The 24168-nt window shown below is 64.8% G+C and carries 19 protein-coding genes; 12 read left to right on the top strand and 7 right to left on the bottom strand.

The genetic code is table 11. The features are described from left to right. Positions 1-2: 2 nt before the first annotated feature. On the bottom strand, positions 3-2213 hold the full coding sequence (locus IM816_RS00380; RefSeq protein ID WP_250339328.1) for a TonB-dependent receptor family protein: 2211 nt from the start codon (positions 2211-2213) through the stop codon (positions 3-5). A gap of 227 nt (positions 2214-2440) precedes the next feature. Between IM816_RS00380 and IM816_RS00385 the strand changes: the two genes are divergently transcribed. The 5 genes from IM816_RS00385 (at position 2441) to IM816_RS00405 (ending at position 8179) form a co-directional block, all read left to right on the top strand. Then, on the top strand, positions 2441-4291 hold the full coding sequence (locus IM816_RS00385; RefSeq protein WP_250339329.1) for a type IV secretory system conjugative DNA transfer family protein: 1851 nt from the start codon (positions 2441-2443) through the stop codon (positions 4289-4291). Further along, complete coding sequence (locus tag IM816_RS00390) at positions 4288-4767, top strand: peptidoglycan-binding domain-containing protein (protein ID WP_250339330.1); 480 nt, start codon at positions 4288-4290, stop codon at positions 4765-4767. Before IM816_RS00385 ends, IM816_RS00390 begins: the two co-directional genes overlap by 4 nt. Next, positions 4751-5401, top strand: a complete 651-nt coding sequence (locus IM816_RS00395) for a hypothetical protein (RefSeq protein ID WP_250339331.1) — start codon at positions 4751-4753, stop codon at positions 5399-5401. Before IM816_RS00390 ends, IM816_RS00395 begins: the two co-directional genes overlap by 17 nt. 12 nt (positions 5402-5413) lie before the next feature. Next, positions 5414-7570 carry a phospholipase effector Tle1 domain-containing protein gene (locus IM816_RS00400; protein WP_250339332.1) on the top strand — a complete coding sequence of 719 codons (2157 nt, stop codon included), beginning with the start codon at positions 5414-5416 and terminating at the stop codon, positions 7568-7570. A 111-nt stretch (positions 7571-7681) separates the two neighbouring features. Further along, entirely contained in the window at positions 7682-8179 is a 498-nt protein-coding gene (locus tag IM816_RS00405; RefSeq protein ID WP_072323318.1) for a hypothetical protein, read from the top strand. Between the two features lie 9 nt (positions 8180-8188). Here IM816_RS00405 and IM816_RS00410 read toward each other — a convergent pair whose 3' ends face one another. Beyond that, complete coding sequence (locus IM816_RS00410) at positions 8189-8809, bottom strand: response regulator (RefSeq protein WP_250339333.1); 621 nt, start codon at positions 8807-8809, stop codon at positions 8189-8191. A gap of 113 nt (positions 8810-8922) precedes the next feature. Here IM816_RS00410 and IM816_RS00415 point away from each other — a divergent pair, with 113 nt between their 5' ends. Together IM816_RS00415 and IM816_RS00420 are read left to right on the top strand one after the other, a co-directional pair. After that, the gene (locus IM816_RS00415; RefSeq protein ID WP_250339334.1) at positions 8923-9753 is read left to right on the top strand and encodes a DUF72 domain-containing protein; all 831 of its coding nucleotides are present in this window, start codon (positions 8923-8925) and stop codon (positions 9751-9753) included. A gap of 28 nt (positions 9754-9781) precedes the next feature. Next, positions 9782-10429, top strand: a complete 648-nt coding sequence (locus IM816_RS00420) for a DUF6348 family protein (RefSeq protein WP_250339335.1) — start codon at positions 9782-9784, stop codon at positions 10427-10429. A 22-nt stretch (positions 10430-10451) separates the two neighbouring features. Here IM816_RS00420 and IM816_RS00425 read toward each other — a convergent pair whose 3' ends face one another. Further along, entirely contained in the window at positions 10452-10877 is a 426-nt protein-coding gene (locus IM816_RS00425) for a putative toxin-antitoxin system toxin component, PIN family (protein WP_345779957.1), read from the bottom strand. 4 nt (positions 10878-10881) lie between these two features. Continuing rightward, a complete protein-coding gene (locus IM816_RS00430; protein ID WP_250339336.1) occupies positions 10882-11889 on the bottom strand; it encodes an LLM class flavin-dependent oxidoreductase in 1008 nt (335 codons plus the stop codon). A gap of 192 nt (positions 11890-12081) precedes the next feature. Between IM816_RS00430 and IM816_RS00435 the strand changes: the two genes are divergently transcribed. Continuing rightward, a complete protein-coding gene (locus IM816_RS00435; RefSeq protein WP_250339337.1) occupies positions 12082-12783 on the top strand; it encodes a pirin family protein in 702 nt (233 codons plus the stop codon). 42 nt (positions 12784-12825) lie between these two features. Further along, on the top strand, positions 12826-14262 hold the full coding sequence (locus IM816_RS00440) for a nicotinate phosphoribosyltransferase (protein WP_250339338.1): 1437 nt from the start codon (positions 12826-12828) through the stop codon (positions 14260-14262). Between the two features lie 260 nt (positions 14263-14522). On the opposite strand, the gene IM816_RS00445 is transcribed toward IM816_RS00440, so the two are convergent. Beyond that, positions 14523-16469, bottom strand: coding sequence for an LTA synthase family protein (locus IM816_RS00445; RefSeq protein ID WP_250339339.1), 1947 nt, complete (start codon positions 16467-16469; stop codon positions 14523-14525). Between the two features lie 401 nt (positions 16470-16870). Here IM816_RS00445 and mprF point away from each other — a divergent pair, with 401 nt between their 5' ends. From mprF to IM816_RS00460, 3 genes are all read left to right on the top strand, one after another. Next, positions 16871-19480, top strand: a complete 2610-nt coding sequence (mprF, locus tag IM816_RS00450) for a bifunctional lysylphosphatidylglycerol flippase/synthetase MprF (RefSeq protein ID WP_250339340.1) — start codon at positions 16871-16873, stop codon at positions 19478-19480. Further along, the gene (locus IM816_RS00455) at positions 19477-20280 is read left to right on the top strand and encodes a virulence factor (RefSeq protein ID WP_250339341.1); all 804 of its coding nucleotides are present in this window, start codon (positions 19477-19479) and stop codon (positions 20278-20280) included. Before mprF ends, IM816_RS00455 begins: the two co-directional genes overlap by 4 nt. Before the next feature lie 128 nt (positions 20281-20408). Beyond that, complete coding sequence (locus tag IM816_RS00460) at positions 20409-20600, top strand: hypothetical protein (RefSeq protein WP_250339342.1); 192 nt, start codon at positions 20409-20411, stop codon at positions 20598-20600. A gap of 326 nt (positions 20601-20926) precedes the next feature. On the opposite strand, the gene IM816_RS00465 is transcribed toward IM816_RS00460, so the two are convergent. After that, positions 20927-21712: a transporter gene (locus IM816_RS00465; protein WP_250339343.1), complete on the bottom strand. Its 786-nt coding sequence runs from the start codon at positions 21710-21712 to the stop codon at positions 20927-20929. A gap of 230 nt (positions 21713-21942) precedes the next feature. Then, a complete protein-coding gene (locus tag IM816_RS00470) occupies positions 21943-24150 on the bottom strand; it encodes a beta-glucosidase family protein (RefSeq protein WP_250339344.1) in 2208 nt (735 codons plus the stop codon). Between the last annotated feature and the right edge of the window lie 18 nt (positions 24151-24168).

A 24168-nucleotide genomic window follows, 5' to 3' on the forward strand; every position in this document is an offset into this window, starting at 1 on the left:
ATTCAGAAGTCCACGGATGCCTGCACGAAATACGTGCGCGGCATGCCGACATAGATGCCATCGTTGTTGTCGGTCGATCGGGTGAAATAGCGCCGATCGGTGAGGTTCTTCACGCCGACGCCGAGACGCAGGTTGGACGCCGCGGGGCCGAAAGCGTACTCGGCACGCGCATTCCATGTCGTCCAGCCCGGGATGTCGCCGAGGTCGCCCTCGGGCGTCGGCTGGGTGACGTACTCGGTGGGGTTCGCGGGGTCGAAGCCGGGCGATCCCGGCGAATGCTGGCGCGATTGCGCGAACGCATCGAGATTGAAGGTCCACTGCGCGACGCCGTAGCGCAGGCCGACGTTAGCCGTGCGTCGCGAATAGAACGGAAGATCGCGTCCGGCGAACGAGCCGTGCTTGTAATACGCGTGCGTGTACGTCGCCGTGCCCCAGAGCGTGAGGCCTTTGAGTGCGTCGTCGAAGGCACCGAGATCCACGTGTGCGGCCGATTCCATACCCTTGTGCGTGGTGGCACCGAGACTGGTCCAGCCGTCGTGTGAGTCCGGCACGTTGGGCAGCTTGCCCACCAGTTGCAGCTCGTGGTCGAAATTGATGCGGAACAACGAGACCTCGCCACCCCAGGCGGACGTGTCGTAGCGCGTGCCGATCTCGTAGGTTCGTGCGGTTTCCGGCTTCAGGCCTGTGGCGAACTGGTTGTTCGAATCCTTCTGGCCGATCTGGAAATACTGCAGCGAGCCGAACGAGGTCTCGGCGTTGGCATATAGCTTGAGCGCGTCGCTCAGGTGATAGATCACGTTGAGCGAAGGCAGCGGCTTCGAATACGTCTTCTGCCGCTCGGTCGGCCCCTTTACCACGACGGTCGTACTGGGATGGGCCTCCCACTCACTGTCGATGCGCTCGTAGCGGATGCCGGGCGTGATGGTCCAATTGCCCGCGTTGATGGCGTCGTCGAGATAGAACGCATGCGCTTCGTTGCTGCCCGTGTTGTTTCCCGACAGTATGTAGGACGCACCATAGGGGAAGCTTTGATACGGCGTATAAGGCAGATCCGATACGTACTTGGCATTGCGCAGCGTGCGCTCGTGCATGGCTTCGTTCGTGTAGCGATAGCCGATGCCGATCTCGTGGGTGACCTGTCCCCAGTCGAACAACTGCGAATAGCGCGGCTCGATAGCAAACACGTGGTAGTTCCGCGGGTACGCATTCAACTGGTGCGTGTAGCTGCCGTTGGCGTTCTGCGTGATCGTTTCGATGTGGCTGCCCCGAAAACTGTCGGAGTAGTACGACTGCACTTCGAAGCTGCGCCGGTCGTCCACGTGTGTGTACTTCAAAACGTAATCGGTACGTCGGCCGTGGAAGTCATCGAAGGGACGCCGCGATTGAAACGGATTCGCGTCGTAGTCAGCCTGATCGAGACCGCCTGGCATGCCGGCCTGTCCGTCGTAGTGATGCACGCTGCCGGTCAGTGTGTCCTCGGCGGAGAACGCGTACTTGGCCTTGAGCATCACGTCGTCGATGCTTTCGTTGTCCTCGCGCTCGCGGAATCCCGGACCGTGCAGGCCGTTGTAAAGCAAGGCCACGCCGAGTCCGCTCGCCGTGGTGCCACCTACGAACGCATTGCTGTTCGTGCGGATGCCACCCTGGCTGCCACCCTGGAACTGCACGCCCGCGCTGCCGCCGAACGTCTCCGGAATGTCGCGCGTCACGAAGTTGATGATGCCGCCGACGTTCTGCGGCCCGTAGCGCACCGAACCACCGCCGCGCACCACGTCCACGGCCTGGAGATTGCCCAGACCCACCGGTGCCATCGACACCTGCGGCTGGCCATACGGCGCCACGGCGATGGGCACGCCATCGAGCAGAATGGTCGAGCGCGGCGACAGGCGTGAGGTCAACCCGCGCACGCCCACGTTCAACGAGACGTCGCTGCCACCCGTGCCGTTGCTTTCCTGCACCTGCACACCAGGAATGCGGCGAAGCGCATCGCGCAGGTTCGTGGCGCCCGCTTCGCGTAATTCCTCGCGGCGCACGACGGTGCGCGCGCCAGGGTGATTCACCACCGTATTGCGCGCCGCTTCGCCCAGCCAGTCGCCGACGACCTTGACCCCTTCCAACTCGGTCGGCGGTGGCGCGGCCTCCTGCGCGAGCACGGGACGCGCGGCGAGCACGCCCGCGATAGCCAAGGCGAGAACGGTAGGAACACAACGCATGGAGCGACGACCCTGAAACGAACAAAGTTCCTTATCGTAAGTGCGAATGATTCTCAGATCAAATTATCGAGCCCGATGACGACGACATCGTCGGCCAATGACCTTTTTGAATTGACATAGGGTCTCGAATAAATCTGAAAAGTGAACCGACTTTCGGCACAAACCCATGATTTGACGCCACGTTGCGGCATGCTTTGCACCCCCGGGCGGCGCAAGGAGCGCGATTCATGTATGGCAAGACAAAGGTGGCGTTTCTTCTTGTCATCGGCGGCCTCGCAATCGTGACAGGCGAGTACGCGGCGGGTGTCATTACCTTGCGCCTTCTCGGGCTGGGCGACGAGCCGACTGGCTGGGTCACGTATTGGCGGTACTGGCAGGCCATCGACCTCCCGGCGTACGTGCCTTACGCGGGAACCATCAAGCTTGGCGGCGCGCTCGGCTTTGGCGGCGCCCTTTCCGCATGGTTGGGTCTGGCCGTCGTGAGCTTCGGCGCACGCGGCGAAACGACCCATGGCGATGCGCGTTTCGCAGGGTACGCCGACCTCCGTAAGGCCGGTCTATTCGACAAGACGCCGCAAAGCATCCTCATTGGCAAATACAAAGGGCGCGAGCTGTGGCTCGGTGGCGCACAGCATGTCATCACGATCAGCCCGACGCGCTCCGGCAAGACCACGAGCATCGCCATCCCGGTGCTGCTGTCCTATGAGCACTCGATGGTGGTGCTCGATCTGAAGGGCGAGTTGTGCAAGGCCACCAGTGGCTGGCGCGAATCGAAGGGCCAACGCATCCGCATCTGGGCGCCCTACGACGAGCACGGCAAGACGCATCGCTTCAATCCCATGACCCCGCTCGCCGACATGCCGCATGCCAAGCGGATCGGCGAAATCCAGACCATGGCCGCGATTCTCTATCCGGATGCAGCAGGGCAGGATCCGTTCTGGGTCTCGCAGAGCCGCGCCGCGTTCACGGCGTTCGTCTCGTACATGTTCGAGACGTGGGACCGCGAGATCGCGTCGAGCGGCGGCGTCGTGCCCGACGCGAACGTGCATTCCGCCTTCCCGTCGTTCGAGCGCGTGCTGCGATTCTCCAGCGGCGAGGACGGCGGCGGCACGATGGCGATGTTGCAGGCGCTGCTCAATGACCCCAATCGCCAGTTCATCAGTACGCAGACGCGCACGGTCTTCTCCAACCTCGTCGGGCTAGCGGAACAGACGTTCTCGTCCGTGATGGCTTCGATGCACGCGCCGCTGCAGCAATTCCTCAGCCCGATCCTCGCCGCGGCCACCAATGCCACCGACATCGACGTGCGCAGCCTGCGCCGCGAGCCCACCACCCTCTACGTCATCATTCCCACCAACAAGCTGGACGAGAGCGCCAAGCTCCTCAACATCTTCTTCAGCACCGTGATCGGCAACAACCTCGACAAACAGTTGGGTGAGGAGCCGGACCTCAAGTACCAGATGCTCATGCTGATGGATGAATTCACGGCCATGGGGCGCGTGGACGTGTGGGCCAAGCGTATTTCCATTGCTGCGAGCTACGGCGTGCGCGATCTGTGCATTGTGCAAAGCCGCTCGCAGTTGCGCGCCGCCTATGGCGACCACGACGCGCAGAATTTCATCACCAACCACGGCGCGCAGATCGTCTTCGCGCCGCGCGAGCAGGCGGATGCCAACGAATACAGCGACATGCTCGGCTACAAGACGGTGCGCAGGCAGCAACGCAGCACCAGCCATGGAGGCGGCGGGCGCCAGGTGTCGACCAATCACATCGAAGAACGACGCGCCCTGATGCTCCCGCAGGAGGTGAAGGAATTGCTGGCGGACGAGGAGCTGATCTTCTACGAGGGCTGTAAACCCATCCGGGCGCGCAAGAACTGGTTCTTCAAGGACAAGACCTTCAAGGCGCGCTCCAGTCTGCCGCAGGTCACCGTGCGTCCGCAGGGGACGCCGAGCGCGGTGGCAGAAAAGCCGAAGGCGATCGCGCCTGTCCAAGGCCAGGCGCTCGCGTGCCTTGGCGAAGCATCGACCCGCAAGACACAGCCAACCTCCCCGAAAGTACACGAGGCCAGGGAATGACCACGCATGTATCCGACGACGCATTCGATCACGACGAAGGCGCCCGCGCCTCATCGCTGAAATCCGTACACAAGCTCTCGACGCACGATCCGATCTACGACCAGCAGTTGTTGCGCGACGTCGCCATCGCAAACGCGCGTACGAGAGCGGAGTTGGGGCCACCGTCGCGCAAGGGCTTGGTCAAGCAGACACGGCGTAAGCCTAATTTGCCTCAGCCTGCGCAAGCCACGGTGCTGCGCGAGGGGATGTGCGGATTTCCCATCATGGAACTGCAAGCGCATCTGAAACGGCTCGGCTACACCGACGCGCGCGGCAGGCCTCTCGCAGCGGACGGTCGGTTCGGCCCAGTCACCCGCATGGCCCTCCTCGGTTTCCAAGTGGAGCATGGCGTGGAAGCAAACGGCGTCTGCGATCAGGCCACACAGGCGCTCGTGCAAAACGCAGCGGAGGGCCTTGGTCATGTCGAAACGGTTTGATGAGATCTGGAACAGCGGAGACACGGACGTGATCGATACGCGGAGCAAGTCCCTTGGAAATATGCGAATCGTGTGCGCGTTTGCCGCCTCACTATTCATGACCAGCATCGGAGCACGTGCCATGGCTGAGGAACACAGCGAGCGCCAAGCGCAAATCGTGAATGGCGAGTTGAAGGTTCCCTTCTCCTCGCACAAGTTTTCGGCTTACTGCTTTGACACGCTGAAGTGTGAGGTGATCTACGGACGCCGTTACGTCGCGAAACATGATGAGCCTTCGCCTCCACTTACCGGAGACATTCTTAAGAACCTCAATGGGAATTGGATCGGCATCGCAAACTTTCCTCCGCCAGCGCGGGTGAGCTGGATCGCCAAAGACGGAACTCCGTTGGAAGCTGAGGTCGATCTCGGCGAGATATTCAAGGACCAATACGTTATCTATAGCCCCGATTTGGATATTAACGACGTCGCTATCGATCGATATTTTCCTGCGCCAGGCATCTTTCTGGTAATCGATGACCGCACTATCAACGTGTACATGAAGGCCATGGTTTTTCTCCTTCACCCGAGAGTTCCCGGGAATCGGTACAGCAACATGCGCCACGACCACGTGCTTGCGTTCACCAAAAGCTTTTGAGGAAACATGGAAGTGGCTGAGAAACACAGAATGGGGCTGGATGGCCTTATGCAGGATGGCGTCAAAGCGGACCTGATGACGCCTATGGATGAAGCCTGGTACGACAATGCACGGTCAGAGTTATCCAACCTGCGCGTGCCGGGACTATTTGCCGCGACGAATCCGCACGAAAGACTTTTCTTCGCCAATTTTGACGGTACGGGGAATGATCTCTACGGCGATCCCGAGCATCCAACGAACGTAGGCGCACTACACATTCAGATTGAGGCGGTCAGCGGTAGGAATCCCCGGATATCATCCGTATATCTTCCTGGCCCAGGAACCCAGAAGAATCCCATCGCTAGGGTCTGGGATGGTGCAACTGGTAATACGTACGACGCTCTGTTGGAGGAGATGTACGCCGAACTAGTTGCCAAAGCACGGGAATGGAAAAAGGAAGATCCCCACGCCGACATCCGCATCGTCACCACCGGTTTCAGTCGCGGTGCCGAGCAGGCCGCGGGTTTCTCGCGCATGGTTCACGAACGAGGCATCCAGGATATAGAGGGGCTGACGGCCAAGCCGGCAAGGGCCGCCGGCAGCAAGGAGCTCGCCTGGATTCTTCCGCCGCTCGTGCTACCGGGCCGCACACCGATCAGTGAAGTGCTCTTCGATCCTGTGGGTACCGGTCGCCCGAGGGATCACGATCGCACGCTGCCGTCGTCGGTGGTGTCGGGCTTGCAGATCGTGGCGCGCGACGAGCGTCGCAATTCGTTTCCGTCGACGCAGATCATTCCCCAGGGACATTCCAGCGACGGGCGCTTTCTCGGCGTCACGGTGCCGGGCTCGCATTCGGACATCGGTGGCAGCTATCACCTCGACGGCTTGTCCATTCTCAACTTCAACCTCGCGGCGGATTTCATCAATGCGCATAGCGATGTGCCGTTGGTCGTCAAGCAAGGCGAGCCGAAGGACCCTCGGCGTTACGTGATTCATCATTCCGAGGAACACCTGCCGATCTATCGCACCTCGCGCTTCGATGACGATGGCCTGCGCGACGTCATGGGAGCGCAGGTGTCGCCGCCGAATTGCCGCCTGGTCCAGGTGTGTGCCCTGCCCGAACCTCTCGATCCCGCGTTGCAGGTGCGTGTCGGCGAACGCCATCCCGTCACCATTGGACCTGTGCCGCCGTCGGACCCTGCGGACATCGTGGCGGCCATGGAGGCCTCGGCACGTGCGTCTCGTGATGTCGAGACCCAGACGCCCGAGATCACGACACCCGAACGCTCGACACGCGAGCCCTCCCCCGCGCCGCTGCTTCCCGGTCTCGAGGCGCTCAACGAAAGGCCCCAAGTGCCCCTGCGTCTCGATCCCGTAGATGTCGACCCGGTATCGCCGCCTGCCGCGCACATCGAAGCGAGGCCTCTACGGCACGGCATGCAAGGGGCCGACGTCGCCGCGCTGCAAGGTCAGCTAGCTCAACTGGGTTTCACCGACGCCCGCGCCCGACCGCTGCCGGCGGACGGTGTTTTTGGCGATTTCACGCAGGCGGCGGTGGAAGTGTTCCAGGTCGAACGCGGGCTGCCGGTGGACGGCATCGTCGGCCCTGAGACGCGCACGGCGATCGCCGAGGCCACTCTCGATCAGGCGCGTTCCATGACAGCGCAGCAGCGTGGCATCGAACGGTCGCAGCCACACGCTGCCGTATCGAACGATCGCGCCGACTGGCCCGCCGCGTGGCCCGAGCCGACGCTGTTCCCGTCATCGCCCGCTGCATCGTCGCCGTTACCTGCTCGCCAAGCCCCCGACCCGGATGCACCACCACTCGCTGCCGGACCGCGGAACACCAGCGATCCCCGCCATCCCGAAAGCTCGACTCACGTGCTCTACAACGCATTGCGCGAGTACATACCGGATGCGTCGGACGATCGGCTTTTGCAATTCACCGCGGCCTGCCACGAACACCACATCACTGCGCGGAATCTCAGCGACATCCGCCTCGACGAAGACGCCTTGACGATCAGTTTCCGAGGCGACGGTTGGATGGCGCTACCGGTGACGGTGGACCTCAAGCAGTCACCGCAGCCTGAGGAGGCCATCCAGAAGATCGAGCAGTTCGATCAATGGAAGATGCAGGCGCACGAGGTGGCGCAGAACGCGCAGCTAGCGCAGCAGGGTCCGCTGCGCTGAGTCGTGGAGTGGCCCATGTGGGTGCCGGTAGGGGTGTACTTGACCGAGCCGTCACACGCGTTCGACCGTCAGGGCTGAACGATGGGGCTCCGATTGCCAAAGGAAGCCGCGATGAAGACTCGCCGCGTCTACAGCACGCCTGACATCCAGAGCGCCCGTACTGCCCTTGGCGCCGCCCGCCAGGCGGGTATTCCCGACGACGATCTCTCCCTCGTCGCCCGTCACGACATCGAACTCGACGTCATCCCAGAAGACCGCAAGGATGATCATTCGGATTTCATGCCAGCCGCCGTGCGGGGTCTGGCGCAAGGCGGCGCCACCGGTCTGCTGGCCGGTCTCGTGGCCCTGGCCATCCCGCCCCTGGGCGTGACGTTGGCGGGCGCGGTGGCGGTCGGTGCGGCAGGTGCGGCCGTTGGCGCCTGGTCCGGCGCGCTGATGGGCTCGGCGGTACCCGATCCGGTACGACGCAAGTTCGAGGACGAGATCGAAGGCGGACGCATCCTGTTGGTCGTCGATGGCGACGGAGAGGTGGGCGAACGCGCGGACATGGCCGTGGTTGCCACCGGCGCCACGCCACTGCCGTTCGAGCAACCGACCGCGCTCAGTTGAGCGTGGCCCTCACAGTTCGATGATGCCGCGCCGGAGCGCGATCGCGACAGCGTGAGTACGGTCGTTGGCCTGAAGCTTCGCCAGGATGCTCTTCATGTGCGCCTTGACGGTTTCCTCAGCGATGCCAAGGGCACCCGCCACGTCGCGGTTGGCTTCGCCGCGGGCCACATGGGTGAGCACCTGGGTCTCGCGTGGCGTCAGCTCGTCGTCTTCGGCGTGCCCGGCCATTTCCTGGGCGATCTCGTCGGGTATGCGCCGCTTGCCTTCCATGATCTGGTGGATCGTTGCGAGCATGTCCTTGCGCAGTTCGCTCTTCAGCAGGTAGCCCTGCGCGCCCGCGCGGAACGCGCGGAGCGCCTGGACGTCGCCACGGTAGGTCGTCAGCACGAGGATCCGCGCGTCCGGGAATTCGGCGCGAATGGCTTCGATGGCCGCGATGCCACCCATGCCTGGCATTTGCAGGTCCATGAGCGTGAGATCAGGCCGGTGCTCGCGGTAGCGCTCGATCGCTTCCTCACCGGTGCTGGCCTCGGCGATCAGTTCCAGCGACTCGTGGCCTTCGATAACGGCGGCGATGCCCTCGCGCAACAGGGGGTGGTCATCAACGGTCAGGATGCGGATGGACGGCATGGGACGCACGCGGGAAACTCGGGAGGATCGAGTATCGCGCAAAGGCACCCGCGCCCGCTTGTACGGAAACCCGAAGACAGATCCTCCACTTCTTCCCTGGGAGCATCGCTGGCATGGCGACGAAAAAGGCTCGGGCAAAGGCATCCGCGGCGGGCGCGATCCGCACGGGCATGGGCGGCTGGGTATTTCCGCCGTGGCGCGGCGTGTTCTATCCCGAGGGCCTGGTGCAGAAGCGCGAGCTGGAATACGCCAGCCGCCAGGTGCGGGCCATCGAGATCAACGGCACCTACTATCGGGCGCCGGAACCCTCCACCTACGAAAAGTGGGCCGCGGAGACGCCAGACGGCTTCGTCTTCTCGGTGAAAGCGCCCCGCCACATCGTGCAGACACGCGTTTTGGGCGGCACGGGACGACGCATCGCCGACTTCATCGATGGTGCGGTGGCGCTCGGCGATCGTCTGGGTCCGCTGCTCTGGCAATTCCTGCCTACGCGCCGGTTCGACCCTGACGACATCGCAGCTTTTCTCGATCTGCTCCCCGAAAAGCATGCGGGCGTGCCACTGCGTCACGCGGTGGAAGTGCGCCATGAAAGTTTCATCGACCCGCGCTGGATCGAGCTGGCGCGCGAGCGCGGTGTCGCCACGGTCTTCACCGATTCGCCCAAGTACCCGTCGCTCGCCGACCTCACGGGCCCGTTCGTGTACGCGCGCCTGATGCTCAGCGAATCCGACGAGAAGGCCGGCTATCCGACCCGTGCGTTGAAAGGTTGGGCCAAGCGTGCCATGGCGTGGGCAGGCGGAGATGACCCCGAAGATCTTCCGCACGTGGGCGCTGCCACAGCCGACGGTACGCGCCGCGACGTCTTTGTCTATTTCATCTCGGCGGCCAAGGAACGCAATCCGGCCGCCGCGGTTGCGCTCGCCAAGCTCGTCCCCGGCGCATAATCTCACTCTTTCCTCGACCGGATACCCCATGGATCGTCTTATCCAGAACACCCTGATCGATCTCTTTGCCGATCACGGCATCCAGCTCGAAGCCGACGAAGACTGGCTGTTGACCGAAGGCGAGGACTTCCCCGCGATTCGTGGCATCTGGCACGAAGGCAAAGAAGGCGGCATGGGTCGCCTGGACATCGACATCGTGCTGGACGAGGAACGCACCATCGAGGAAAGCTTCGGCGGTGTGGGTGGCGGCAAGGCTGGTTGCCGCGATGCCCTCGACGCCTTTGCGCGCAACGACTTCCATGTGGTGCTCGCCGCGTGCTGGCATACGGTGAATGCAGAAAAAGTGGCCGTGCGCGAGCTGGCTGTCGGCATGCATCGTTTCACCGTCTACGTGGGCGACTTCACCCTGCGCGGCGACGAAGGTGCGCCGATGGACATACCCGAGGACGCGCTGTCGGCACTGGATGCTGCCATTACCACGGCACCGCTCAGCGAAGACGTGCATTGGATACGCGTGTTCTACGGCAACGTCGGTGACGGCCGCACGCAGGTGGAGGTGTTGCTGGACAACGAGCCCTGGACCGCGGGCCTCAAGGCCATCGTCTCCGCCGACTGGCCGCAGCACGAGCGCTACTACAGCCTGCGCAACCTCATCGCGCTGGTCCCGGCGGACTGAACCAGCGTTTCCGGCGCGGTGATTACGCGCGCGCCGGTCCTTCCCACGCTTCCGGCACCATGATCGCAAACAGGCCGTCGCGCTGCGCCCGGCGACCGAGGCGCAGCACCTCGGCGTCGCGCGAAAACAGCGTGCTTGCGCCCGACGTAGCGGCGAGTTCGAGAAACTTCTGGTCGTCGGGGTCGCGACAACGTGGCAGACCCTCCGGTGCCGGCAACGTGGGTAGCGTGAGGGTCTGCGCGTCGTAACGAGCCAGTGCCTCCGCGCGCCGCGCGTCGTCCAGTTTCAGCGTCGGATAGCCGAGCACGGCCATCCATTCGTCACGGCAGTCGGCGCGGGTGACGGCGCCGACCTCGCCCGAGGCCAACGCCGCGGCCAGCGCCGCGGCTCGTGGGTCGGCGAACACGAAGACGTCCAGACAGACGTTGGTGTCGAGAACGACGCGCACCAGGTCAGGCAGCTTCGCGCTGCGCCAGCTCCGCGTGCTGCTCCGCCACGATGGTGTAGGAGCGCTTGCGTGCTTCGTGATCGAAGATCTGCGCAGTGATGATGAGTTCGTTCGCGCCAGTGCGCTCGATGAACGCCGCGAGGCCGTCGCGTACCGTATCGGCCGAGCCGACCACGGCGCACGACAATGCGTGATCCACCTGCGCCTTCTCCATGGGCGTCCACACGCCATCCATCGAATTCACGGGCGGCGGCAACTGCCCCGGCGCACCGCGTCGCAGGTTCCAGAACGCCTGCTGCTGTGACGTAAACAGGCGCCGTGCTTCGTCGTCGGTGTCCGCGGCCACCACGTTGATACCCAGCATGGCGTACGGCGCGGCCAGTGCTTCCGACGGACGGAACATCGTGCGATACACCTCCAGCGCCTTCATCATCAAATCCGGCGCGAAGTGCGAGGCAAAGGCAAACGGCAGGCCCAGCTCCGCTGCCAGTCGCGCGCTGAACAAGCTGGAGCCGAGCAGCCAAATCGGTACGTTGGTATCCATGCCCGGCACCGCGCGTACGGTCTGTCCGGGTTGTTGCGGTCCGAGGAAGAATTGCAGTTCCTGCACGTCATCGGGGAAACGGTCGTCGCTCGGCCCTAGCGCGCGGCGCAAGGCGCGCGCGGTGCCCTGGTCCGTGCCCGGTGCGCGGCCCAGCCCCAGATCGATGCGCCCCGGATACAGCGAGGCCAGCGTGCCGAACTGCTCGGCGATCACCAGCGGCGCGTGGTTGGGCAACATGATGCCGCCCGACCCGACACGGATGGTCTTCGTCGCTTCGGCCACGTAGCCGATCACGATGGACGTGGCGGCGCTGGCGATGCCCGTCATGTTGTGGTGCTCGGCCAGCCAGTAGCGATGATAGCCAAGGGCTTCCGCGTGAATGGCGAGATCGCGCGTATTACGCAACGCGTCGCCAGGCGTGGCGCCACGAACGACGGGGGACAGGTCGAGCACGGAGAACGGAATCATCCGGAAACACCTCGAAGGGAGCGGCGGACGTTCCGCCAATGCGTTTCACATGGGCGCAGGGGGCGGCATTGCAACCCCAAAGGGTGCGTGGAGGAAACAATCCGTTCCGTGGAGCGATGCGCCACAGCCGATGGGGAGGAGGAAAATACACCCATCCACTCATCCAGTCCGGTAATCCCGGGGGAGCACCACATGATCGACGTCCGCCATTTCGACAGCCTGGGCGGTGCCAACCACGGTTGGCTCGACGCGAAGCATCATTTCTCGTTCGCCTCGTATCACGATCCGAAGCGCATGGGCTGGGGCGCCCTGCGGGTGTGGAACGACGACACCATCGCTCCGGGCACCGGTTTCCCGCCGCACCCGCATGCGGACATGGAGATCATCACCTACGTTCGTGAAGGCGCGATCACCCATGAGGACAGCCTTGGCAACAAGGGTCGTACCGAAGCGGGCGACGTGCAGGTGATGAGCGCCGGCACCGGCATCCGCCATGCCGAGTACAACGCCGAGCCGGGCACCACGCGCATCTTCCAGATCTGGATCATTCCGGATGGTGAACGCAAGGCGCCGTCGTGGGGCACGCGCCCGTTCCCGAAGGGTGAGCGTTCGGGTCGCTTCGTGACGCTGGCCAGCGGCGTGGAAGGCGACGGCGACGCATTGCCGATCCGCACCGACGCTCGCGTGCTGGGCGCCAGCGTCAAGGCCGGCGAAACCGTGGAATACACGCTCGCCCCGGGTCGCTATGCGTATCTCGTGCCGGCCACCGGCCACGTGGAAGTCAACGGCGTGGCACTGAACGCCCGGGACGGCGCCGCGATCCGCGACGAAGCCACGCTGCGCATCACGGCCAGCGAGGACGCGGAGCTGGTGCTGGTCGACACCGTCGCCTGACGAGCGTCGGCGGCGAGGGGCGCTGAGGGTATGCTGTGGGTCATGACGACCCACAGCGTTTCCTACCTCGACAACCCGATCCTCGACACCGATAGCTACAAGGCGAGCCACTGGCTGCAGTACCCGCCGAATACGGACGCCACGTTTTTCTATGTGGAGTCGCGTGGCGGCACCTATGACCGCACGGTGTTCTTCGGCCTGCAGGCCGTATTGAAGGCGCGCCTCGAACGCCCCGTGACCCATGCGGATGTGGACGAGGCGCGCGATTTCTTCGCCGCACACGGCGAACCGTTCAATGACGAAGGATGGCGATACATCGTCGACACGCATGGCGGTCGGCTGCCGGTGCGCGTGCGCGCGGTGCCGGAAGGCAGCGTCGTGCCCACGCATCAGGCGCTGGTGACCATCGAATCCACCGATCCGCGCACCTACTGGTTGCCTTCGTATCTCGAAACGCGACTGCTGCGCCTGTGGTATCCGGTCACGGTCGCCACCACGAGCTGGCACGCGCGGCAGACCATTGCGCATTACCTCGACACGACCTCCGACGATCCCGTCGCACAGATCCCATTCAAGCTGCACGACTTCGGTGCGCGTGGCGTATCGAGTGCGGAATCCGCCGGGCTCGGCGGCATGGCCCATCTGGTCAATTTCCTGGGTACCGATACCGTGTCCGGCGTGCTCGCGGCACGTGCCTATTACGGCGAACCGATGGCGGGTTTCTCGATTCCCGCCGCCGAGCACAGCACGATCACGAGCTGGGGTCGCGATCACGAAGTGGACGCGTACCGGAACATGCTTCGTCACTTCGCGAAGCCCGGCTCGCTGGTGGCCGTGGTCTCGGACAGCTACGACATCTATCACGCGATCAAGGAACACTGGGGCAAGACCTTGCGCGACGAGGTGATCGCTTCGGGCGCTACCGTGGTCGTGCGACCGGATTCCGGCGATCCCGTGGAGGTGGTGCACCGCTGCGTCAGCCTGCTCGACGAGGCCTTCGGCAGTATCGTCAACGGTAAGGGTTATCGCGTGTTGAACCACGTGCGCGTGATCCAGGGCGACGGCGTGAATCCGGACAGCATTCGCGCGATTCTCGAACGCATCACCACGGCCGGTTACTCTGCCGACAATCTCGCCTTCGGCATGGGCGGCGCGTTGCTTCAGAAACTCACCCGCGACACGCAGAAGTTCGCGCTGAAGTGTTCCGCGGCACGCGTGGATGGCGTGTGGCGCGACGTCTGGAAAGACCCGGTCACCGACCAGGGCAAGCTTTCCAAGCGCGGGCGCATGACGCTGCTGCGTCAACGCGAAAGCGGCACCTACCGCACCGTGCCCCTGCCGGGCGATGCGATCGCTATGCCGCCCGAGGCCATCGAACCGGGCTGGGAGGAAGCGATGGTCACGGTATGGGAAAACGGTGAGCCGGTCCGCGAGTGGTCGTTCGCGGACGTGCGCGAACGCGCTGCGGCAGGCCGCTGACACGCCGCCTTGGCGGCATGAAATGGACCCGCCGGTGGGAATTTGCCGGTGGGAGCCAGCCTGCTGGCGATGGGAACTTGCCTCGCTGCTACACCGCTTCGTTGGCTTTTCGCCAGCAGGCTGGCTCCCACCGTGCTTTGATATTCGCCAGCAGGCTGGCTCCCACCGTGCTCCGACTTCGCCACCGGGGTGGCTCCCACCTTGCTTTGATTTTCGCCACCAGGGTGGCCCCACCTGTGCTCTGACTTTTGCCGTTCCGGTCAGTGGGCCGGAGCGGTTCGCTTCATCAGGCCGTGGGTGAACAGATACGCGGCGGTCTGGTAGTAAGTGATGGCGTCCTTAGCATCCACCGGGTCCATCTTCTCCACCGGCACCGCGTCGCCCGTGCTCTTCTGCGGCAGCATTTCCTTCACCGGCTGGCGCGGCACGAGCGAGGTCAGGCGGTCGCCGTGCAGGTAGCCCAGTTCCTGGTAGGTGCTGAGGAAGGCCCGTTCGCGACCCGGTTCCAGTCGGAACAGGTCGTAACCGTAGAAGCGCGACGTGTAGCTGAAGCCGAGCATGCCCAGCAGGGTCGGCGGGATGTCGATCTGACTCATCAAGCGATCCACACGGCCTGCGGGCACGTGCTTGGGCGAGTAGATCAACAGGGGAATGTGATACCGGTCGACCGGCAGGCTGGTCTTGCCGGCGCTGGTGGCGCAGTGGTCGGCCGTGATGACGAAGATCGTGTCGTCGAACCAGGGCTTGGTCGAGGCGCGCTTCAGGAAATCGGCAATCGCCCAGTCGGTGTACTGCACGGCAGCGCGACGCGAACCCTGCGGCAGCGACACCCGCCCTTCGGGGAACGTGAACGGCCGATGGTTCGAGGTGGTCATCACGTGCGCGAAATACGGCTTGCCCTTCGCGTACGCATCGTCCATGCGCTTCATCACGAGGGTGTAGAGATCCTCGTCCGCCACGCCCCACACGTTTTCCGCATGGATGTCCTTGTCGTCGATGGCGCCGCGATCGACCGCGTTGTAGCCATTGGTCGAGAAGAAGTGGTTCATGTTGTCGAAGTAGCCGTAGCCGCCGTAGACGAACTCCGACTCGTAGCCCTTCGCGTTGAACACGTCAGCAAGCGACCAGAGGTTCTCGTTGTCCGGCCGCTTCACGATCGATTCGCCCGGCGTCGGTGGCACCGACAAGGCCAACGCTTCCAGGCCGCGCACCGTGCGCGTGCCGTTGGCGTAGAGCTGGGTGAAGAACAGGCTCTTGGACGCCAGCGCGTCGAGGTTCGGCATCAGGTGCTTGTGCTTGCTGACGTCGAGTCCTTCTACGTAGTCGCCGGACAGGCTCTCCACGCTGATGAGCACGACGTTGAGCTTGCGCTCCGGCCGATCCGCGACGATGTTGCGGGTGAGGTTCATCGGGTCGTCGCTGGTGTACGTCGCATCCGGCGTCTTCAGCAGGCTGCGCAGGTTCGCGAACGCCTCCTTGTCCGGCAGCGTGGGGTAATACTTCGCATAGTCCAGCTCGTTCTCGCGGAACGCGGCGAAGAACTGGTAGATGCCGTTGCCCGCCAGCTCGTTCACGTAGTTGTTGCTGGAGCGATCCTTCATCGACCCGGTGACCGCAAAGCTCACGGCTACGGTCAGCACGAGCCATACGCCCACCACACCCATGCGGGCGAGGAAGCGCGAGCCGTCGTCGCGCGCGGCCAGTACGCGGCGGCTGAGGAACATCACCAGCAGGGTGCCCGCGAGCAGCAGGGTGCTCCAGGTGCCGATCGGGTACGACTCGCGGATGTTGCCGACCACCTCATGGGTGTAGACGAGGTAATCCACCGCGATGAAGTTGAAGCGGGCGCTGAACTCGCCCCAGAAAACCAGCTCGGCAGCGCCGAGGTAAAGCACGGCGAAGGCCAGCACGAAACACAGGCCCAGGAAGATCCGATGCCCCCAGCGCGACAGGTAGGCGCGGCGCGGCAGCAGCCATAGCGCCAGCAGCAGCGGCCAGGCGAAGTAGATGTACGTGACCAGGTCGTAGCCGAAGCCGACCAGGAACAGGTAGAGGTACTGGCCCAGGTCGGGCGGTACGTCGTGGCGGGTCTTGATCAGCAGGATGAGCCTGACCAGGAACGCGACGCTGACGAACAGCACGCCGAACCACACGAGCGGCCGGAAACGCTGGCGCAGCGCGCCGGGAACCGAAGAAGCAGGACGCATGGACCCTCACGAGACGAAAACCGGCCAAAAGCGGGCACGGGGTGCCGAGGAGAGTAAGAACCAGTGCTTACGTCAAGCTTTCCCTAGCCTGAGGACAGGCTTAGTAGACGCGTTGTCGGGGAGCGAAGCCAGGGGTTTCGGCGTCCCGGCGGCGTCCCTTCAAGGCCCCGACCGACCACCGCCCCCTCCACAGGCCCGCCCACGCGGACGACTGCGGACCGGTTCCATAGGCCTGCGCCATACCGCCCGGTTTTGATCCTTTCCGTAGATCACCGGGTCCGGTGCGACGATACGCGCCAGCCCATCGCAGTGCGCCACGATGCGCGCCGGGATGCCCAGTGGGACCACTAATGTGGCAACCTACACGACCTTACGATTGACCACCCGGAGCCACGGCGCACGTGGAGCACGAGACCAGGACGGAGCTCCCGTCGACCGATCAGACCCAGGCCCGGCGAGCGCTCCACATCGCCTTGCTGCGTCGCGCGGGTGGCCCCCTGCTGTCCGCCGTCCTGCTGTGCCTCGCCTTGTGGGCGCTGCACGCGATGGCCAGCGAAGTCACCTACCGGCAGATCGCCGGATACGTGCACACGCTGCCGAATACGGACATCGGTCTCGCGGTGCTGCTGACCGGCGCCGGTTACGCCGTGATGACCCTCTACGACTGGTTCGGCCTCGCCAGTATCGGGCGTCGCCTGCCGCCGCGACGGGTGGGGCTGATCTCGTTCATCAGCTATGCGTTCTCAAATGCGCTGGGCATGTCGCTGCTGATTTCCGGATCGATCCGTTACCGCTTCTACGTGCAGGCGGGGCTGAGCACGGGCGAGATCGGCCGTGTCGTGCTCTACACCACGATGAGCTTCTGGCTGGGGCTGGCCGCCCTCACCGGCTGCACGTTGTTGTTGGTGCCCATTCCGCCCGATGTGCCGCTGTCGGGCTTGCGCATTCCCTTGGCGATCGTGCTGGTGCTCGTACCGCTGGCCTGGTTTGCCGTGTCGCTGACGGTGCGTCGGCCGCTGCGGGTGTGGCGCTGGAACGTGAGTGCACCGACGCCGATCGTGGCGGCGCGGCAGATCCTCGTCGGCGCGCTCGACTGGGGTCTCGCCGCTGGCGTGCTCTACGTGCTCATGCCCGAGGCCATCGCCGGGGGCTTCGGCCATTTCCTGGCGATCTTCGTCGTCGCGCAGATGGCGGGACTCATCAGTCACGTGCCGGGTGGCCTGGGCGTCTTCGAGGCAGTGATGCTGGCGGGCTTCGGCGCCACCGGGAACCAGGGTCTCGAAGCGCCGATCCTCGGTTCGCTCGCCGCGTACCGCCTCGTCTATTACCTGCTGCCGCTGTGTGTGGCGACGGTCATGGTGATCTGGCGCGAGGTGCGTGCGTTGCGTCACGCGGCCATGGTCTCGCCGTGGTTCAGCAGCCTGTTGCCGCCGTTCTTCGCGGGCCTGACGCTGGTCTGTGGCGCCGTGCTCCTGTTCTCCGGCGCGACGCTGGCGATTCCCGGCCGCATGGAGATCCTGCGCGGCTTCGTGCCGCTGCCGCTGGTAGAGGTCTCGCATTTCCTCTCCAGTGTGGTCGGCATGCTGTTGCTGATCCTGGCGCGAGGACTGCAACGTCGCCTCGATGCAGCGTACGTGCTGACGCTGGTGCTGTTGATCCTTGGTGCGATTTTCTCGCTGCTCAAGGGCATCGACTACGAAGAGGCCACCCTGCTTTCGTTGCTGGCCTTGGCGCTCGCGCCGGCCCACCGGTATTTCCATCGCCGTGCGTCGTTGTTCCGCGCCAGCTTCTCGCCGGGCTGGATGCTGGCGATCGGTGCCGTGCTCGCCTGTTCCACGTGGCTGGTGTTCTTCAGCTTCAAGCACGTGGAATACAGCAACAACCTCTGGTGGGAGTTCAGCTTCCACCACGGCGGTGCGCCGCGCGCGTTGCGTGCTCTCGTGGGCGCCACGGCTGTGGTGATGCTGGTGGCGCTCGCCAACCTCATTCGCCCGGCGCGTCCGCGCCGCGCCATGCCGGGCGAGGCCGAGTTCGCCAGGGCCATGCCGCTCATCAAGCAGTTCGACTCCGCGCAGGCGCACCTGGCGCTGGTCGGCGACAAGATGCTCATGTTCGCCCCCGGCGACAGCGCCTTCATCATGTACGACATCGAAGGGCGCAGCTGGGTCGCGATGGGCGATCCGGTCGGCAAAGACGAGGAAGCGCGGCGCGAGCTGGTCTGGACCTTCCGCGAGAACTGCGAGCGTGCCGGCGGCTGGCCGCTCTTCTACCAGGTGCGTCCGCAGGACCTCGACCTGTATCTCGACGTCGGCATGAACCTGCTCAAGATCGGCGAAGAGGCGCGGGTGCGCCTCGACCAGTTCAATCTCGATGGCAAGTCGAAGAAGACCTTGCGCGGCACGGTCAACAAGTTGTCGCGCGACGGCCTGCGCATGGAAATCGTGCCGATCGAAGGCGTACCGGCGCTGCTGCCGCGTCTCAAGGCGATTTCCGATGCCTGGATGCGCGACAAGAAAGTGCGCGAGAAGCGCTTCTCCCTCGGTCTGTTCGACGAGCGCTACCTCTGCCGCACGCCGATGGCAGTGGTCTGGCAGGGCGAGGAGCCTGTTGCCTTCGCCAATGTCTTCGTGACCGAGACCAAGGAAGAAGCCTCGGTCGATCTCATGCGCCACCTTCCCGAGGGCCCCTCCGGCATCATGGATTTTCTGTTCATCGAATTGATGGTCTGGGCGAAGGCCGAAGGCTATCGCTGGTTCAATCTCGGCATGGCGCCGCTTTCCGGCCTGCAGAACCGGCGCACGGCGCCGTTGTGGAGTCGCTTCGGTGCGATGGTCTTCGGACGCGGCGAGCGCTTCTACAATTTCCGCGGCCTGCATCGCTACAAGGACAAGTTCGATCCGGAATGGGAGCCGCGCTACATCGCGGTGCCGGGTGGTATCGCCTTGCCGCTCGCGCTGGCGAACGTCGCAAGCCTCATTTCCGGCGGCCTCGGCGGCGTGGTGCGGCGATGAAGGCTTCGCCGCGAAAAATCGTTCGTCTCGGCCTGCTCGGCCTCGCCGCGCTGCTTGTGCTGGGCTTGCTGGCATGGCATCCGTGGACGCGCGCGTCGATGGAGAAGTCCACCGTCGAGTTGCCGGCATTGAAGGAGCCGCCGACCGGCGAGGAAGACCTGCTCGTGGTGATCTACTCGGGCGACGGCGGCTGGTGGGATCTCGATCAGCGTCTCGGTGCCGTGTTCACGCAGCGCGGTATTCCGGTCGCGGGTGTCAGCACCTTCAAATACTTCTGGCGTTACCGCTCGCCCGACGAATCCGCCCACGATCTCGATGGTCTGCTGGATCGGTACACCCGCCAGTGGAACAAGCGTCGTGTGCTCCTCATCGGTTACTCGTTCGGCGCCGACGTGCTGCCCACGATCGTCGGCAAGCTGCGTCCGGACAATCGCGATCGGTTGAGCCAGCTCGTGTTGCTTTCCGCCAGCCGCGACGTGAACTTCGAGATCGAGCTGGAGGGGTACATGCAGCAAGGCTGGTGGACCACCCACACGCACAACTTCCTGCAGTGGCTGAATCCGGTGGTGCATACCGACGCCATGCCGCCCATTGCCGCGCTGGCGGGTCGTCCACCCATGGCGTGCTACTACGGCGCCGAGGATGCGGACGACAGTGGCTGCACCGATCCGAAGCTGCCGTCGTTCGTTACGGTTTATCGCAAGCCGGGTTCGCACCACTTCGACGAGGATTACGAGAAGCTGGCGACGGAACTGATCCAGCGGATGCCCGGACACCACGCGGATACCGCATCGCCCTGACTCTGAAGACCGTCGCGTCTTCGCGAATGTGAAGAGGTGTCACAGAACGTTCACTGCTGCGCCACCGAAAATTTCGGTTCGCAGGCCCAACCTGTCCTTCCGGGCGGGAGCGCGGCAGGAGACGAGTGATGCAGAACGACACGAAGAAACGGGATTACGGCTCATCTGACGCCGCGCAGTTGCGCAGCCTGGCGAGCCGCGGCGTCAACGTCCCGCAGCCGACCCGACCGCCGGTACGCGAGAGCCGTCGCGAGCGCCCCGCTTCGCGCGGCCCCGGACGTAGCCGCTCAGCCGAAAGTGCGCCTTCTCCCACGCGGTGAAGGTAAATCGGCACTAATTTTAAGAATTCTCCTATATCCGTCGGCACCCGACCTACGCAAGATTAGGTCCGTGCCCCGCCTGGACGCCCAGGCGAGGCAAACGAATCGCCGATGACCGATCCGACGGCAGGATGCCGTCCGTCCCTAGCGCAAGGATCGATCCCCCCCTTCATCGGCGATAACGCCGCGCCGGCTATGCCGGGCCGCGTTGGGGCGGCTCAAGCCGCCGGACCCAGGGACGGTCACCATGGCCCCCCGCGTGAGCGTGGGGGCCATGTTTTTTCTGTCGAGGCCGAACGACCTCGTGGGCTTCGCCTCGAACCCGGTTAATTCTTCGGGTTGCCAAAAAAGACGGACAGTCCCAAGCCGGCCCGTACCGATGGGCCGTGTCGGCCTACGCGGTGCAGGGCATACGCGTCCAATTGCATGTGATCGCCCAGCGTGTAGGCCATGCCGCCGCCGAGCTGCAGTTCGTTGCCATCTTCGGCGTCGTGGATGGCGTCCGCTTCCACGTAGGCAACCACGTTCTCGCCGAATTTGCGCCCGAACGTCGGCGCCAGCGTCCACGTGTTGCGTCCCTTGAGTCGGTCGACGTTTGCGTAAAGCGTGTTCTGGATGACCTTGTCCGGCTGCCACTGCATGGTCGCGCCCAGGCTCACCTGGCGCGCGCCGTTGCCGAAGTCGCTGTCGCCGTTGGCGAACGTCACCTGGCCCAGGGCGGCCCAACTGAAAGCGCCTGCATCGCCCGAGCCGCCCGGCGCCCACTTCACGCCCACGCTGCTGTCGCCATGGCCAACCGCGTGGCGGCGCGATCCCTGGCCCCGCTCTTCCAGGCGGTTCCACGCCGACCCGCCCACCTGCAGCTCGACAGGGCCACCGAGACCCACGCGAATGAGGCTATCCGCGGTGTACGTGCGATCCAGGTAACCGTCTTCGCGCTGCCGCTCGTAGGTCGGCAGGCCCTGCTCCAGTGCCACGGTGCCGACCGGTAGCACCGTCGTGGCAAAGCCCGCGCCGGGGCGATCGAAGTCCGGCGGATCGGCACGGGCCGCCGTCGCAACGACAAAGGTGGCGAGGGCGGCGAAGACGGCGAGAGCGTGGCGAGAGGTCATGTCGCGCATTGTGGCGATGCGCTGTCGCCATGGCGTGCAGATAACCACTGTGAGAGCTGCGGGTGGGAGCCAGCCTGCTGGCGATGAGAACTTGCCTCACCGCTACACCGCTTCGTTGGCTTATCGCCAGCAGGCTGGCTCCCACCCGCAGACTGGTTCCCAGCGGCAAGTTCCCCTCGCCGCCATGGCGGCTCCCACATGCGGCTCCCGCACGCGGGTGCGAGCCCCCGTCAGGGGGCCTTCGCCGTCGGGAAGCTTTCGGGAAGGGTCAGCGACGTTTCGGTGGCGACGTCGGTGGCGGAGCGGGCCAGCTTGACGTTGTAGCTGCCTGCCGCGACCTGCCAGCGCTTCGCCTTGTCGTCGTAGCGGGCCAGCGCCAGCGGTTCCAGCGGGATGTCCACGCGCTGGCTGGCGCCCGGCTTCAGCGATACCTTGCTCCAGCCCGCCAGGCGCCGCGTGCTGGCGCCGGGTGCCGTGACGTAGATCTGCGGGACGTCGGCGCCTGCGACCTTGCCCGTGTTCTTCACCGTAACGTGCGCGACCGGGTGACCGCTCGCGTCCTTGTCCACCGAGAACTCGCTGTAGGCGAAGCTCGTGTACGTCAGGCCGTACCCGAAGGCGAACAGCGGCTCGCGCTTGGTCTTCTCGAACCAGCGGTAGCCCACGTCCGCGCCTTCGATGTTGTAGTCGACGTTGTCCGCGGGTTTTTCCTTGGAGTACAGCCCTGCGCCCGCGATGGTGGTGCGCGGCAATTGCGACTCGTCTTTCGGCCAGGTCAGCGGCAGGCGGCCCGACGGGGCACTCACGCCGTAGAGCAGGCGTGCGATGGCCTCACCGCCACCCGACCCCGGATACCACGCCTGCATGACCGCGCCCACGTGATCCAGCCACGGCATCGCCACCGGACCGTTGGTTTCCAGCACGACGACGGTCTTCGGGTTGGCCTTCGCCACGGCTTCCACCAGGGCGTCCTGCCCGTCCGGCAGGGCGAGGTTCGGGGTGTCGAACGATTCGGCGGCCCACTTCGTGACGAAGACGACCGCGACGTCCGCGTCGGCGGCGGCCTTCGCGGCGGCGGCCGGGTCGGTGCCCTCGTCGAAGCTCACCTTGCCGCCCAGCTTGCGCATGAACGTGAGGGGCGCGGACGCGTGATATTTGACCGGGCCCGGCCATGCCTTCGGTTCCAGCCCCGGCACCGGATCGCCAGCGACGTCGGACACGGCCGACGACCCGCCACCTGCGAGCACGCCCTTGTCGGCGCGACCACCGATGATGACGACGGACTGCCCCTTGCGAGCCAGCGGCAGCAACGCGTCCTGGTTGCGCAGCAGCACCGCGCCGGCTTCCAGCGCGTCGCGCGCCACGATGCGGTCGGCCTCGTAAGGCACCTTGGTGGGCTTCATCGGTTGATCGATGACGCCGTGGGCGAACAGGCTGCGCATGATCCGCTTGACCATGTCGTCCAGGCGCGCCTTCGGGAATTGCCCCGCCGCATACGCCTCGCGCAGGGGCTTGTCGAAGAACACTTCCTTGTCGAAGACCTCGCCGGCCGATTCCTGGTCCAGACCGGCGAGCGCGGCCTTGGCGCCGCTGTGCACGCCGCCCCAGTCCGACATGACCCAGCCCTTGAACCCCCATTCCTGCTTGAGCACCTGATTGAGCAGCCAGTCGTGCTCACCCGCGTAGGTGCCGTTGACCTTGTTGTACGAGGACATCACCGAGCCCGGATCGCCCTTGGCGATCGCAAGCTGGAAGGCGAGCAGGTCCGACTCGCGCAGCGCCACGGGATCGATGTCGGCGCTGAGCGTATTGCGACCGGATTCCAGGTCGTTGATGGCGAAGTGCTTCACCGTGGCGACCACCTTCTGCTCCTGCACGCCCCTCACCGCCGCGCCCGCCATCGTGCCCGCCAGCACCGGGTCTTCGCCCGCGTACTCAAAGTTGCGGCCATTGCGCGGATCGCGAACGAGGTTCACGCCGCCCGCAAGCAGCACGCCGTAGCCCTTGCCGCGCGCTTCGCCGCCGATCATGCGTCCGCCCGCATGCGCTACCGCGGGATCGAAGCTGGCGGCGGTCGCAAGACCGGCCGGCAGCGAGATCGCGCCGAGCCCATCGCTGCCCGGTCGGGTGACGCCGAGCCCGGCATCGGTCTCGTTCAGTGCGGCCAGTCCGAGGCGCGGTATGGACGGAACGAAGCCCGCGCCCTCCAGGGATTCGGGCGAGTGCGGCGCCTTGTCGTTCTTCTGGCCGAAGTCCGCGCGGATCATCCGGAACTTCTCGTCGTCCGTCATGGCCGTCACGATCAGCTCGGCGCGGCGGTCGGGCGACAGCGAGCGGTCCATCCACGGACGGTCGGCAGGAACGGCGGCGTGGGCCGTGCCGGCAAGGCCGGCGGCGAGGGCAAGGGCGAGAGCGGAGCGGCGCGCGAGGTCGGTCATGGTCACGATTCGTGGCAA

It is taken from the genome of Luteibacter flocculans, assembly GCF_023612255.1.
Lineage (GTDB): Bacteria > Pseudomonadota > Gammaproteobacteria > Xanthomonadales > Rhodanobacteraceae > Luteibacter > Luteibacter flocculans.

Bases quoted from the DNA above. Each gene is read 5' to 3' on its own strand.
- IM816_RS00440 (WP_250339338.1), top strand. From the start codon at position 12,826: ATGACGACCCACAGCGTTTCCTACCTCGACAACCCGATCCTCGACACC.
- IM816_RS00465 (WP_250339343.1), bottom strand. From the start codon at position 21,712: ATGACCTCTCGCCACGCTCTCGCCGTCTTCGCCGCCCTCGCCACCTTT.
- IM816_RS00460 (WP_250339342.1), top strand. From the start codon at position 20,409: ATGCAGAACGACACGAAGAAACGGGATTACGGCTCATCTGACGCCGCG.
- IM816_RS00470 (WP_250339344.1), bottom strand. From the start codon at position 24,150: ATGACCGACCTCGCGCGCCGCTCCGCTCTCGCCCTTGCCCTCGCCGCC.
- IM816_RS00395 (WP_250339331.1), top strand. From the start codon at position 4,751: ATGTCGAAACGGTTTGATGAGATCTGGAACAGCGGAGACACGGACGTG.
- IM816_RS00455 (WP_250339341.1), top strand. From the start codon at position 19,477: ATGAAGGCTTCGCCGCGAAAAATCGTTCGTCTCGGCCTGCTCGGCCTC.
- IM816_RS00405 (WP_072323318.1), top strand. From the start codon at position 7,682: ATGAAGACTCGCCGCGTCTACAGCACGCCTGACATCCAGAGCGCCCGT.
- IM816_RS00445 (WP_250339339.1), bottom strand. From the start codon at position 16,469: ATGCGTCCTGCTTCTTCGGTTCCCGGCGCGCTGCGCCAGCGTTTCCGG.
- IM816_RS00435 (WP_250339337.1), top strand. From the start codon at position 12,082: ATGATCGACGTCCGCCATTTCGACAGCCTGGGCGGTGCCAACCACGGT.
- IM816_RS00390 (WP_250339330.1), top strand. From the start codon at position 4,288: ATGACCACGCATGTATCCGACGACGCATTCGATCACGACGAAGGCGCC.
- IM816_RS00430 (WP_250339336.1), bottom strand. From the start codon at position 11,889: ATGATTCCGTTCTCCGTGCTCGACCTGTCCCCCGTCGTTCGTGGCGCC.
- IM816_RS00380 (WP_250339328.1), bottom strand. From the start codon at position 2,213: ATGCGTTGTGTTCCTACCGTTCTCGCCTTGGCTATCGCGGGCGTGCTC.
- IM816_RS00385 (WP_250339329.1), top strand. From the start codon at position 2,441: ATGTATGGCAAGACAAAGGTGGCGTTTCTTCTTGTCATCGGCGGCCTC.
- IM816_RS00415 (WP_250339334.1), top strand. From the start codon at position 8,923: ATGGCGACGAAAAAGGCTCGGGCAAAGGCATCCGCGGCGGGCGCGATC.
- IM816_RS00410 (WP_250339333.1), bottom strand. From the start codon at position 8,809: ATGCCGTCCATCCGCATCCTGACCGTTGATGACCACCCCCTGTTGCGC.
- IM816_RS00420 (WP_250339335.1), top strand. From the start codon at position 9,782: ATGGATCGTCTTATCCAGAACACCCTGATCGATCTCTTTGCCGATCAC.